Source organism: Streptococcus cristatus (genome assembly GCF_001578775.1).
In the GTDB taxonomy this organism is placed as follows: domain Bacteria; phylum Bacillota; class Bacilli; order Lactobacillales; family Streptococcaceae; genus Streptococcus; species Streptococcus cristatus_A.
In genome coordinates, this window is the sequence record NZ_KQ969062.1 from 822,203 (window position 1) to 835,603 (window position 13,401).

Genomic DNA, 13,401 nt, shown 5'->3' on the forward strand with positions numbered 1-13,401 from the left:
GCTACAATGAGCGGGAGATGACCCTGCAAGGAGAAAAGTCTGGTGTGGTCTTTAAAGTCGGTCAGCAGATTCGTATCAAGCTGGTCCGAGCGGATAAGGCTACGGGCGAGATTGACTTTGAATACCTGCCTAGTGAATTTGACCTGGTAGAAAAGACTGGCAAGAGTGGCAGAGGCAGGTCAGGCAGAAAGAGACGCCGTGAGGATGACAAGCGCAGCCATTCTTCCAAAGAAAAAGGCTACGGAGATAAGAAAGATAAGAAGTCCAAGAAAGGCAAGAGCCAGAAGGCATTTTACAAGGAACTAGTCAAGAAAGGAGCCAAGCATGGCAAAGGGAGAAGGAAAGGTCGTCGCGCAAAATAAAAAGGCCAGACACGACTACACCATCGTAGATACCATCGAGGCCGGCATGGTACTGACTGGGACAGAAATCAAGAGTGTCCGTGCCGCCCGCATCAATCTAAAAGACGGCTTTGCCCAGATCAAGAACGGTGAGGCCTGGCTCAGCAATGTCCATATCGCGCCTTATGAAGAGGGCAATATTTGGAACCAAGAGCCTGAGCGTCGTAGAAAGCTGCTGCTGCATAAGAAGCAGATCCAAAAGCTGGAGCAGGAGACCAAGGGAACCGGAATGACGCTGGTGCCGCTCAAGGTCTATCTCAAGGACGGCTATGCCAAGCTGCTTCTGGGCCTAGCCAAAGGGAAGCACGACTATGACAAGCGCGAGTCCATCAAACGCCGCGAGCAAAACCGCGACATCGCAAGACAAATGAAGAACTTTAATACAAGATGAAAGACTGGGTGACCGGTCTTTTTTAGTATTCAACTGTGACCATGGATTTATGTTATAATGAGAAGGAACGGGTTTGAGGATGACCACTTTTGGTGAATGATTGATGAAAAAAGCGGAATGACTCCAAGGACTATCAAAATAAATGGCTAGATGAATTAAAAAGTGGTGGTAAGCAAATGAAACTCAATAAAAAATTTTTCATATTTCTTGGAGGACTTCTTCTAGCTTTAGTAGTTTTCTTTACTTTTTTTCTAGGTGGGAAGAAGAAAGAATATGCTAAGAGTGAATATTGTGTTGAAGGAATACAGCTATTTAATAAAGATAAATATGTTTTGGTTGGCAGTAAAGAAAATGATTCTTTTCGCTATAGTCAAAATTATATAACGGATTTTAAATACAACAGTTTGGATGAATATGACAGTGTAAGTTCATCTAAAGTAAATAAAGAGGAATATTTCAAAATCAAGATTTATGATTTACACGATTCCACCAAAATAACTAGCAAAGAAGTCGATATCTATAGTTTGTTAGGACGAGAGAATACATATAGGCTCAAGCAGATTCAGGAGCAGTTCTCAAAGGATGGAAAAGAGTATTTATCTTTTAGCATGTATTCGAACGAAGGCGGTAAGATAGAAAAAACTATATACGTAATTCTGTCGTTGGATACGGGAAAAATCGAAAAGAAGATGTCAGAAAATGAGTTCAATGAATTTTTAAGTAAAGAGGATATCACAATTTTTCCTGTGGAGGCTTCTTCGCCTATGGCTACCAATTGGAAAAAAGGAGGTATAGAGAGTCAGATTAGTTCTTCAACATCAAATTATCACTTAGGATATGGACCAGGTTACTTAGTAGCTTCTTATGATAAAGGTAATTTAGAACTTTCAGGTACTAATTTTGCAAAACTTTATCCAGAAATTGGGACAAATATAAAAGAAGGCAATAAAATTTATTTCCGTCCTAATCAGTATAATGAAGAAGAATGGTTTAATGATTTAATTCATTGGTTTGCTCCCGAAGGTCAGGATGTAATGGAACTTTATGCCACAGATGAAACAACTGGAGAGAAAACACAGATTCGATCTTTTAGTGATTTCAAGCAATGGATCGAAAACCATCCACAAAAAGAAAACTAGAGTCTACAGGAAAACGATAAAACTACTGACAAATAACTCTTGCGACAAGCGCGAGTCCATCAAACGCCGCGAGCAAAATCGCGACATCGCAAGACAGATGAAGAACTTTAATACAAGATGAAAGCTCTTCAGAACAAGCCGTCGTATAAGATGCAGGGATATAGTTTAGGAAATAAAACTTAATGTATGATATGAGCAAGAATTGACTACTGAATCATTTCTTGCTTTTTTGATAGTGATACCTTGAATACCTTAGCACTTGTCAAGTCTGGCTTTTTCGAGTATGATAAAGACAGTTAAAATTTTGAAATTTGGCTTTCAGAGAAAGGATTTTTTATGACAGAAAAATTGCTAGCTTATAAACGCATGCCAGTGTGGACAGCTGAGACCATGCCCGAATTGGTCAAGAACAAGCACAATACCAAAGAGGGAACTTGGGGCAAAATCACTGTTCTCAAGGGACGCCTTAAGTTTGTTGAGATATCAGAGGAAGGTGAGGAGCTGGCTGAGCACATCTTTGAAGCTGGTCAGGACAATCCTTTTGCCCAGCCCCAAGCTTGGCATCGGGTCGAAGCCTTGACAGATGATTTGGAGTGGTATTTGGAGTTTTACTGTCGGCCTGAGGATTACTTCCCTAAGAAATACGGCAGCAATCCAGTGCACTCAGAGGTTTTGGAAGCCATGCAAACAGTCCGACCAGGACGGGCATTAGATCTAGGCTGTGGTCAAGGCCGCAATGCTCTCTTTCTAGCTAAGCAGGGCTTTGAAGTAACGGCCGTAGATCAGAATGAGCTGGCACTGGAGATTTTACGTAGCATTGTCGAGCAGGAGGATTTAGATCTGCCAGTGGGTAGCTACGATATCAACTCAGCTAGTCTGACTCAGACTTATGACTTGATCGTCTCTACCGTTGTTCTGATGTTCCTGCAGGCAGAGCGGATTCCAGATATTATCCGCAATATGCAAGAGCATACAGCGCTTGGTGGCTACAATCTCATCGTCTGTGCTATGGATACAGAGGACTTCCCTTGCTCTGTTCCCTTCCCATTTACTTTTAAGGAAGGGGAGCTTGCCGAGTATTACAAGGGCTGGGAGCTGGTCAAGTACAATGAAAATCCTGGCCACCTCCATCGCCGTGATGAAAACGGCAATCGAATTCAGCTCCGCTTTGCGACGATGTTAGCTAAAAAAGTGAGATAAATTCTTTGAGCTCAAGTCGGCTCTGCTAAAATCTCTAGTGAATTGCTTATAAAGATTTTATAGCAGGCTGTTTTCCGATAAGATAAAAAATAATAGCCTTTCCTCAAATAAGATGGGGCTATTTTTTTGTTTATCTGCTCTGATTTAAGAAAAAGTAGAGGAAATATAGATTAGATAAAAAATATACACAATTTTGTGTAAACGCTTGCAAAAAGTTTGGAAAGAGAGTATACTAAAGTAGGAATGTTAAGGTATTACGGTTTATGTTGTTTAGACTGGGAGTTGATTCCAGCCCCGCAGATAGTCAAAAGGAGATAGACTATGAAGAAAATACTGCTCAGACTAATGTTCCTTGCAATGTTAGTTGCTCTTTTGCCTGTTCATGTGGCACAAGCGTGTTCTGCTTTTATTGTCGGTAAAGACCTGACAGCAGATGGCTCTACTCTATTTGGTCGGACAGAGGACTATCCCTACGCCCCTGACGGTGGTCGGCACAATCAAAACTATGTAGTTGTGCCAGCTAAGACCTATAAAGATGGCGATAAGATAGAAGATGAGTCAAATGGCTTTACCTATCCGCATTTGGCGAATGAAATGAAATACACAGCTGTCTACGACTCTGATCGTGACAACGGAAGTAACGGAAACTTCGCTGCGCATGGCTTTAATGAACTTGGTGTAGCTATGACAGCGACCGTTTCAGCAACACCAAACGATAAAGTGTTAAAAGAAGATCCACTTGTAAAAGATGGTCTTCCAGAAGCATCATTAGTTGACCTTGCTTTGCCTCGTGCAAAAACAGCACGTGAAGTTATTGAGACAGTTGCGAAAGTTCTGGACGAAAAAGGATCAGCAGAAGGAAATATCATCGTTGCAGCAGATAAGAATGAGCTGTGGTACATGGAAATCCTGTCTGGTCACCAATACGTAGCCATCAAATTCCCAACGAATAAGTATGCTGTCTTTGCGAACACTTACTATCTTGGTCATGTTGACTTGAACGATAAGGAAAATGTCATTGCTTCTAAAAATGTGGAAGAAGTAGCTAAAAAAGCAGACAACTATAAGACCGACAAAGATGGCAACTTTATGATTGCTAAGTCTTATGGACCTGATAAATATATGGAACGTAACCGTTCTCGGACCTACGCAGGTATCAAGTGGATGGATCCACAAGCAAAAGTGAATTATGACGATGAAGCTTTTGATCTCTTGCGCGAACCAACTGATCCAAATAAGAAATACACGGTTCATGATGTGATCGCGGAACAAAGAAATCGTTTTGAACACTTGCCAGAATATAAAGCAGATGACTTAGTTGAAGTCGGTAAGAAGATCGATGGCAATGTCTACAAATATGCGCTAGGTAACGAAAACGTAATCGACGCCCACGTTTATCAAATCAAACCAAACCTACCAACTGCCTTTGGCGGTGTTATGTGGCTGGGTCTGGCACAAAGTCGCAACACACCATATGTACCATTCTATGGTAATGTAGAAGATACTTACGAAGCTTTCAAGAACCGTTCTACTAAATATGACGGAAAATCTTGGTATTGGACTGTTTGGCATATTGACCAAATGGTTATGAAATATCCAGAAATCTTTGGTAACAGCATCCAAGAAAAATGGAAAGCAAAAGAAGCTGAATGGGATAAAGAACAAACCGAACGCGATGCCAAATATGCAAACTACACAGATGAACAAGCCAAAGCCGCTGGACCAGAAGTGACTAAGGAAGCCTTGGAACGCTCAGAAAAAATCTTTAAGGAAATCAAAGCAGTTGAAGCAGAGATGGAAGAAAAGATTAAGAAGGAAAAAGGTAAAGATGCAGATCTTGTCTATACAGGCTATAACAAAGCAAACCTCCTGGCTGAAGCAGAAAAAGGAAAATCAGAGAACAAAGCTAGCGATACGAAGAAAGATAGCTCAAGTCAAACTACTTGGATTGTCATCGGCGTATTGGTTGTTCTAGTTGCTGGATTCTTCGGATACAAACAATTTAATAAGAAGAAGGAGGAAGAATAAATTTTGAAAGAAAAGCTAGAAGTTTAAGACTTCTGGCTTTTTTTCTCTTTCTAAGACAATAAACCTATATCCTAAAATACTTAGTAAGGGGATGAGGATAGAAGATTAGAATTGTCAAAAAACTAGGCTTCATCTTGCTTTTAGCGGTAAATTGCTATAAAATAGATAGGGTTAAACATCAATACTTTTATATTGCAAATAGGAGAAAAGATGACAAAAAAATTAAAACGTCCAGAGGTGCTTTCACCAGCTGGTACGTTAGAAAAGTTAAAAGTAGCTGTTCGCTATGGGGCAGATGCTGTTTTTATTGGTGGTCAAGCCTATGGTTTGCGCAGCCGTGCGGGGAACTTCACTTTTGAGCAAATGGAAGAAGGTGTCCAATTTGCGGCTGAGCATGGTGCCAAGGTCTATGTAGCGGCCAATATGGTCATGCACGAAGGAAACGAAGCAGGTGCTGGAGAATGGTTCCGTCGTTTGCGGGATATCGGGATTGCGGCTGTTATTGTTTCTGACCCAGCCTTGATTGCGATTGCAGCTTCTGAAGCACCTGGTCTGGAGATTCATTTGTCAACTCAGGCTAGTGCAACCAACTATGAGACGCTTGAGTTTTGGAAAAATCTTGGTTTGACACGGGTCGTTTTGGCACGTGAGGTTTCCATGGCTGAGCTAGCTGAGATTCGCAAGCGTACCGATGTAGAAATCGAAGCCTTCGTTCATGGAGCGATGTGTATTTCTTACTCTGGCCGTTGTACCCTTTCCAATCACATGAGTATGCGTGATGCCAACCGTGGCGGTTGTTCGCAATCTTGTCGTTGGAAATATGATTTGTACGACATGCCTTTCGGTCAAGAACGCAAGAGTTTGAAGGGGGAAATTCCAGAAGAATTTTCTATGTCAGCTGTTGATATGTCAATGATTGACCGTATTCCTGATATGATTGAAAATGGTGTCGATAGTTTGAAAATCGAAGGTCGGATGAAGTCTATTCACTACGTTTCAACGGTGACCAACTGCTACAAAGCAGCTGTGGACGCCTATTTGGAAAGCCCAGAAAAGTTTGAAGCTATTAAGCAAGATCTAGTAGATGAAATGTGGAAAGTAGCTCAACGTGAGCTGGCAACTGGTTTCTACTACCATACGCCAACTGAGAATGAGCAGCTTTTTGGAGCCCGTCGTAAGATTCCAGAATACAAATTTGTAGCAGAAGTAGTTGCTTATGATGAGGCTACACAAACTGCGACTATTCGCCAGCGGAATGTCATCCATGAAGGCGATCAGGTGGAATTCTATGGACCTGGTTTCCGCCATTTTGAAACCTACATTACTGACCTCCATGATGAAAAAGGGAATAAGATCGACCGTGCGCCAAACCCAATGGAATTACTGACGATTACAGTTCCGCAGCCAGTCCAACCTGGTGATATGGTCCGTGCCCGCAAGGAAGGTTTAATCAATTTGTATAAAGAAGATGGCACTAGTGTGACTGTTCGGGCTTAATCAGGCGCGAAAATTGGAGCAATGCGCTCATTAAGTAGATATTGCCTACATGGTGGATACGAATTGATAGCGGAAGTCCTTGTTCTAAAAATTCTGCTATTGCTTTTAAAAAATAAAACTCTTCAAATCGCTTTTGATTTGAAGAGTTATTTTTTGAATTTGCGGCTTTCGAGCCGAATATCTTTTCTCTGAGCTTCACGGATGTTATTGGGAACTAGACTGATGCGATGGATATCATGTACTCGGATGATGGTCGTCATACTTTTTTTGAAATTTTTGACAATCAACTGTTGGCGGTCACGGTCATATTTGACAATATCTCCAGTAAAATTCTTATCCAGAAAAATAACATGGACACCAGAATTTTTCCGCAGAGCCAAGTCAATCGTATGTAGGATATGACTTTTGTCGTCCTCTTCCTTATCTGTTTTTTTATAGTTAATGAACTCATTCGTCTTTTGTAAAATCATTTCGAGATATTTTTTCATAGCTAAAATCTCCATAACTTGTTACAATATATTATATAATAAAATAAGTAAAAAAGTAAAATCTTTTACGAATAATGAGATAGAAAGTAGAAAAGAGGTAAAGTATGGCAGATTTTAAATTTGAAATCGAGGAAAAATTGCTCGTTTTATCAGAAAATGAAAAAGGTTGGACCAAGGAGCTCAACCGCGTAAGTTTTAACGGGGCGCCTGCCAAGTACGATATTCGCACTTGGAGTCCTGACCACAGCAAGATGGGCAAGGGAATCACCCTTTCCAATGAAGAATTTCAAGTGCTTTTAGATGCATTTAAAAACGGGTAGACTGAAAGTCTATCCGTTTTTATTGTCTGAAAAATAGGGATGAAAAGCTAGGCTTCTAAATAAAGGAATGCTGATGAGAGTAATTGCTACAATTTTTAAAAGATCAGGAAGAATGAAAGGTATGACACCAACAGCAATGGCTTTAGAAAAATCCATATTAGCCAGAAAATGAAGTCCGATTACGCCACCGACAAAAACCAGTGTATCTCCGATCAGATTAGCCAAAAAGATCGTGTAAAACTTGCTATCCTTATTTGTCAAACTAGAAGTGACCGATGCAAAGAGCAGATAGGACCAAAGATAGCCCGCGCTTGGACCAAAGATAGCCTGAAATCCACCGCTTCCTCCGGCAAATACTGGTAGGCCAATAGCTCCGAGCAGTAGATAAAGCAGAACAGACAAGACAGCTTCGCGGGTTTTAAAAATGGTTGCAATTAAACCCACGGCAAAGGTCTGTAGCGTAATGGGAATGGTACCAATAGAGAAACTAAGCTGGGATAGTACCGCTAAGAATGCAGCGCCAATAGCTGGGAGGGCAAGAAGAAAAGCTTTGTTCTTATTCATAATAGTAAACCTCTTTTTAATATCATGGTAACTATTCTAAATTAAAATAAAAAAAAGTCAAGTCTTTTTACATCAGACTAGACAGTTGTTTGTCATTTCCGCTTTTTGCGACTCCGAATGAGGAGGAAGATAAAGGCGATTAGGCCAAAAATATTAAAAAAAATAATTCCTAGAGCTGCTAATAATTTTTTCGTTTTACTCATTTCCAATCCCCTTTTTCTTAGTATTTCTTACTATCATATCAAAAATACTGTTTCTTGAATAGCAGAAAGGATAAAAGATGGCTAGGGAGTCATGAATATTTTAAGAAAATAAGACTATCTTCAAAAATTACAATTTATAAGCTTGTCCAGAAGAAGTGAACCAACTAAATAAAAAAGAAGAAGATTCTTTACATAGATCTTCCCCAATTTTAGAAATAATTTAGAATTTCTTGAATGATAATTGAATTTTGTGCTTTAAAATAAAGTAAGAAGTCAAAGAATAAAGCCAGATAGTGTGTCTAGCTCTATCTAAATGGCCTAAGACTTCTTTCTTACAAAAATGTAAGATAAAAATCAAAAATGAAAGGATAAGTTATGGTTGCCTTCTCTTCTTTATTTTATGATAATAATGAGCTTTAGAAAGGCCAAAGAAGAAACTTTTAGCGCATGGTGACAAATTCTTCGGAGCCAGTTGGGTGGATAGCAACGGTGGCGTCAAAGTCGGCTTTGGTAGCTCCCATCTTAATAGCAACAGCGAAGCCTTGAATCATCTCATCTACGCCATAGCCAATGCCATGGAGGCCGACAACCTTTTCATCGTGACCCGCAGTGATAAGCTTAAACTTGGCTTGCTGGCGGTGCTGGGTGACAGCTGAGTACATAGAGGTAAAGCTAGAGGTGTAGATATGGACTTGCTCAGCACCATAATCTCGAATAGCTTCTTCCTCCGTCAGCCCTACTGTGCCAATAGCGGGGTGGGAGAAGACGACAGTCGGAATAGTGGAGTAATCCATCTTGGCATCTGTTTTGCCGTTAAAGAGGCGCTCAGACAGGGTACGTCCAGCCTTGATTGCTACTGGCGTCAGCTCTTTTTCGCCCGTCACATCGCCCAAGGCATAGATGCCAGGTACGACAGTGTTTTGGTACTCATCCACAGCGATAAAGCCACGGTCATTTAGGGTAACCCCTGCAGCATCAAGATTGAGCCCTTGGACATTTGGCTTGCGGCCAATAGCCCAAATAATTCGCTCGGCAATATGGCTACTGCCGTCTTGGAAGTAGAGTTGTAGCTGACCATCAGGAAGTTTCTCCACTCGTTCGGGTATCTTGTGAGCATGAAGACTAGGACCAGATTTTTCCATCTCAGCCACCAATCCATCAATCAGATAGCTATCGAAATTGCGGAGAGGACGGTCGCGACGGACAAAGAGATCCGTCTTGACACCTAGAGTATGGAGGACACCAGCAAGCTCCACAGCGATATAGCCTGCTCCGACGACGGCAACAGACTTAGGTAGCTCTTCCCAAGCAAAAACATCATCAGAAGTCTCGCCGTATTCGGCACCGGGAATCTGAGGAATGGCTGCATGAGCACCTGTTGCGATAACGATGTGTTTGGCGCGAATCAATTCTCCATTGACTTCGACTGTATGCTTGTCAACGAAATGAGCGCGACCTTCGATCAGTTCAACGCCGTTGCGTTTGAAGCTGCCATCATAGGATGAGCGAGCGCGGTCAATGTAGGCTTCTCGATTTTTCCGTAAGGTAGCAAAGTCAAAGTGCTGATTTTCTGAAGTAAAGCCGTAGTCTGGTCCGTAGTGTTGGATGGCCTCGGCAATCTGAGCACCGTACCACATGATTTTTTTAGGGACACAACCGACATTGACACAGGTTCCCCCTAATTTCTTTTCTTCAATGACAGCTGCTTTAGCGCCATGCTCACCAGCCCGATTCATGGTAGCAATACCCCCGCTACCCCCGCCAATTGCAATAATATCGAATTCTTTCATAGTTAGATAGAATCTCCTTTAATCAATATGAAGTAATTGTACCTTTTTTAGAAAATGAATGCAAAAATCTGCTATGATTTAGAGATTCTACAGTGTTTGTAGAGGAAGGGAAGCCTTTTAGGGATTTTGTCACTTTTCCTATCACAATATGTTAGGCATATGATATAATGTAGTATAAAAGAAAAATGGTTTTCATCAAGAGGAGGAAAAAAGATGAAAGAGCTGAAAAAATGGCAGCTATTTAGTATTATCGGAGTTGCTGTTGTAGTTGTAGTAGGAGCAATTTCTGCAATAGTCCTGAGCAATCTTAGTTCTACAACAGAACCTAAGGAAGTTGCACCAATTGTGCAGCAGGCAAAAGAAGGTAGCATAGCCTCCCCTGTCCTGTTGACGGGGACCGTAACGGCTAACTCAGAGCAATATGTTTATTATGATGCTACCAAGGGCGACTTGGAGTCGGTCCTAGTCAATGTTGGCGACCAAGTAGCTGTAGGACAAGCACTTGTTCAATATAAGAGCACAGAAGCTCAAGCAAATTATGATGCAGCAGTTCGTGCTGTCAATAAGGCTGACCGTCAGATTAATGACTTACAGACTAATGGAGCAACAGTAGAAAAAACTGGCGATGAAGAGACGGATAGTAAGTCCCTTGCTTCTGCTCAACGTACCGTCGATTCTCAACTGGCTGATTTGCGTGATGCACGTTCAGACGCTGTGGATAATATGAACAAGGCGCAAGCTTTGTTGAATGCAGCGACTGTTACAAGCACTGTTGAGGGAACAGTAGTAGAAGTAAATCGCGATGTATCCAAATCAACAACAGGAACCAACCAAACCTTGGTGCATATTGTCAGCAATGGTAGTCTTCAAATCAAGGGAGAACTCTCTGAATACAATCTGGCTAATTTGTCAGTTGGACAAGAAGTAGCCATTACCTCTAAAGTATATCCTGATAAAAAATGGACAGGTAAAATTAGTTATATTTCCAACTATCCTAAGGACGGACAGCAAGCTTCATCAACCAATACAGGTGGCGCGGCTTCCTCTGCAAAATATCCATTTACAGTTGATATCACAAGTGAAATTGGTGATTTGAAGCAAGGTTTCTCTGTCAGCGTTGAAGTGAAAAACAATACAAAAGGGATTCTTGTACCAGCAAGCAGTATCATCTCAGACGGAGACAAGAACTACGTTTGGACTGTCGAAAAAGGTAAAGCGAAGAAAGTGGAAATAACCTTAGGGAATGCTGATGCTGAAAATCAAGAAATCTCATCTGGTTTGACAAAAGATAGTAAAGTTATCACCAATCCAACAGATAGCTTGAAAGATGGTCAAGAGGTGAAAGCCGATGAAAAAACTCATTGATCTACGAAATATTCACAAAACCTATCGGAATGGTGATCAAGAACTTAAAGTCTTAAAAAATATCAATTTGACAGTTGAAGAGGGCGAGTTTGTGGCTATCATGGGGCCGTCTGGTTCCGGGAAGTCCACCCTGATGAATATTATCGGGATGCTGGATCGTCCGTCTACTGGCGAGTATTTTTTAGAAAACGAAGATGTTGCAAACTTAGGTGATAAGAAGTTAGCCAAGGTCCGAAATAATCAAATCGGCTTCGTTTTTCAGCAATTTTTCCTCTTGTCTAAATTAAACGCACTTCAAAATGTGGAACTTCCGTTGATTTATGCGGGGGTGTCACAAGGAAGTCGAAAAAATCTAGCTAAGCAGTATTTAGAAAAAGTAGATTTGGGCACTCGTATGACTCACTTGCCGTCAGAGTTGTCTGGGGGACAGAAGCAACGTGTTGCCATTGCGCGTGCCTTGGTAAACAATCCTTCGATTATTCTTGCCGACGAGCCGACAGGGGCCCTCGATACCAAAACTGGCGAGCAAATTATGGAACTCTTGACGGAGTTGAACGCTGAAGGAAAAACAATTATCATGGTTACTCACGAACCTGAAATTGCTGCCTATGCTAAGCGCCAGATTGTCATTCGTGATGGACTTATCTCTTCAGATAGCGCTGAGAAGGAGGAACGTGATTAATGCAAAATTTTAAATTTGCCATTAGTTCCATTCTTGGGCATAAGATGCGGGCTTTTCTGACCATGATTGGGATTATCATCGGGGTTGCGTCTGTTGTCGTCATCTTGGCACTGGGAAATGGAATGCAACAGGGAGTTACCAAGAGCATCACAAAAGAACAGAAGTATGTGAGCTTGCTTTATTCTCCCACTAAAAATAATTATACGATGGGAGTTAATTTGATGGAGGTCAATGGTGGTCAAGATGCAGATAGTGAGATACTAGAGGAACCACCTGTTGTCCAAGAGTCTTGGGTCAAGGAACTATTAAAAATTGACGGCGTCAAGGGCTATTATGTGACCAATGGTTCGACAGCTGACTTTTCTTATCAGAACAAGAAGTCTGATAAGGTCAACATTACGGGTGTGAATGCTACATTCTTTAAAATTAGAAAATATGAGCTTTTAGCTGGGCGGACTCTCTTGCCTAGTGACTATCAAAGTTTTTCTAATGTGATGATGATTGATGAAACAGTGGCAACCAGCCTGTTTGGAAGTAGTGCGGAAGCCCTGAATAAAATAGTTTCAGTCGGTGACAGTAACTATCGGGTTGTTGGTATCTATAAGGATCCCAATGCTGGTCAGAGCATGAGTATGAGCTCAGGTAGCGCCCTGATGGCGAATACACAGGTGGCATCTGAATTTCATACAGATGAAATTGCAAGTGTCTATATCTATGTGCCAGAAGTGGATCGTATCAACGAAGTTGGTGTAGAAGCGGCCAAAGAATTGACGGCTCTTTCAGGAGCTCGTCAAGGAGAATATCAAATCCTGAATATGGATACCTTGCTGGAGCAGTACAATCAAATCACAGGAACTATGACCGGTGTTATCGGAGCTATTGCAGGGATTTCCCTCTTTGTTGGTGGTATCGGTGTGATGAATATCATGCTAGTATCCGTTACAGAGCGGACACGGGAAATTGGTTTGCGAAAAGCTCTTGGAGCAACGCGTGGAAATATTCTCACACAGTTCTTGATTGAATCTATGGTATTGACTCTTATCGGTGGCCTGCTTGGTCTTAGCCTTGCCTATGGAATCAATGCTCTGCTAGCTGCAGTCGTGCCTGAAAACGTATTTGGAGGCCCACCAGTTGTCTCCGTTACTGCAGCAGTGGGAAGCCTTGTCTTCTCAGCCATGGTTGGGATTGTCTTTGGTATCCTGCCGGCTAATAAAGCATCTAAATTAGATCCGATTGAAGCGCTGAGATATGAATAATGTTAGCAAAAGTCTGGGAAACCAGACTTTTTGTCATGTAAAAAATCCCGATGGAATTCCAGCGGGATTTGTTTTTT

At 41.5% G+C, this 13,401-nt stretch carries 12 protein-coding genes and 2 pseudogenes; 11 read left to right on the plus strand and 3 right to left on the minus strand.

What is annotated here, in order from left to right:
- The 7 genes and pseudogenes from SCRDD08_RS11840 to SCRDD08_RS04115 all read left to right on the plus strand — a co-directional run.
- Positions 1-362 (plus strand): annotated as a pseudogene (locus tag SCRDD08_RS11840) (ribonuclease R); the annotation flags it as partial.
- Positions 325-792: an SsrA-binding protein SmpB gene (gene smpB / locus SCRDD08_RS04095; RefSeq protein ID WP_002894882.1), complete on the plus strand. Its 468-nt coding sequence runs from the start codon at positions 325-327 to the stop codon at positions 790-792. The pseudogene SCRDD08_RS11840 and the gene smpB, both read left to right, overlap by 38 nt.
- A 176-nt stretch (positions 793-968) precedes the next feature.
- Positions 969-1,931 (plus strand): hypothetical protein, encoded by a 963-nt coding sequence (locus SCRDD08_RS04100; RefSeq protein WP_061422550.1) that lies wholly within the window; start codon positions 969-971, stop codon positions 1,929-1,931.
- A gap of 43 nt (positions 1,932-1,974) precedes the next feature.
- Positions 1,975-2,052 (plus strand): annotated as a pseudogene (locus SCRDD08_RS11360) (SsrA-binding protein); the annotation flags it as partial.
- Between the two features lie 215 nt (positions 2,053-2,267).
- Positions 2,268-3,131, plus strand: coding sequence for an SAM-dependent methyltransferase TehB (gene tehB / locus SCRDD08_RS04105; RefSeq protein ID WP_061422551.1), 864 nt, complete (start codon positions 2,268-2,270; stop codon positions 3,129-3,131).
- 321 nt (positions 3,132-3,452) lie between these two features.
- A complete protein-coding gene (locus SCRDD08_RS04110) occupies positions 3,453-5,159 on the plus strand; it encodes a C69 family dipeptidase (protein ID WP_061422552.1) in 1,707 nt (568 codons plus the stop codon).
- Positions 5,160-5,369: 210 nt separating this feature from the next.
- Positions 5,370-6,656: a peptidase U32 family protein gene (locus SCRDD08_RS04115; RefSeq protein WP_061422553.1), complete on the plus strand. Its 1,287-nt coding sequence runs from the start codon at positions 5,370-5,372 to the stop codon at positions 6,654-6,656.
- Positions 6,657-6,802: 146 nt separating this feature from the next.
- On the opposite strand, the gene SCRDD08_RS04120 is transcribed toward SCRDD08_RS04115, so the two are convergent.
- Entirely contained in the window at positions 6,803-7,159 is a 357-nt protein-coding gene (locus SCRDD08_RS04120) for a hypothetical protein (protein WP_061422554.1), read from the minus strand.
- A gap of 89 nt (positions 7,160-7,248) precedes the next feature.
- On the opposite strand from SCRDD08_RS04120, the gene SCRDD08_RS04125 reads away from it, so the two are divergent.
- Positions 7,249-7,464, plus strand: coding sequence for a YdbC family protein (locus SCRDD08_RS04125; protein ID WP_005590703.1), 216 nt, complete (start codon positions 7,249-7,251; stop codon positions 7,462-7,464).
- 9 nt (positions 7,465-7,473) lie between these two features.
- On the opposite strand, the gene SCRDD08_RS04130 is transcribed toward SCRDD08_RS04125, so the two are convergent.
- Entirely contained in the window at positions 7,474-8,028 is a 555-nt protein-coding gene (locus SCRDD08_RS04130; RefSeq protein ID WP_061422555.1) for a biotin transporter BioY, read from the minus strand.
- 643 nt (positions 8,029-8,671) lie between these two features.
- The gene (gorA, locus tag SCRDD08_RS04135) at positions 8,672-10,021 is read right to left on the minus strand and encodes a glutathione-disulfide reductase (RefSeq protein ID WP_061422556.1); all 1,350 of its coding nucleotides are present in this window, start codon (positions 10,019-10,021) and stop codon (positions 8,672-8,674) included.
- A 213-nt stretch (positions 10,022-10,234) separates the two neighbouring features.
- Between gorA and SCRDD08_RS04140 the strand changes: the two genes are divergently transcribed.
- Genes SCRDD08_RS04140 through SCRDD08_RS04150 form a run of 3 tightly spaced genes read left to right on the plus strand, consistent with a single transcriptional unit; the run spans position 10,235 to position 13,324 of the window.
- A complete protein-coding gene (locus SCRDD08_RS04140; RefSeq protein WP_061422557.1) occupies positions 10,235-11,386 on the plus strand; it encodes an efflux RND transporter periplasmic adaptor subunit in 1,152 nt (383 codons plus the stop codon).
- Positions 11,370-12,068, plus strand: a complete 699-nt coding sequence (locus SCRDD08_RS04145; protein ID WP_061422558.1) for an ABC transporter ATP-binding protein — start codon at positions 11,370-11,372, stop codon at positions 12,066-12,068. The genes SCRDD08_RS04140 and SCRDD08_RS04145 overlap by 17 nt, the downstream gene beginning before the upstream one ends.
- Complete coding sequence (locus SCRDD08_RS04150) at positions 12,068-13,324, plus strand: ABC transporter permease (protein ID WP_061422559.1); 1,257 nt, start codon at positions 12,068-12,070, stop codon at positions 13,322-13,324. Before SCRDD08_RS04145 ends, SCRDD08_RS04150 begins: the two co-directional genes overlap by 1 nt.
- Positions 13,325-13,401: the final 77 nt, after the last annotated feature.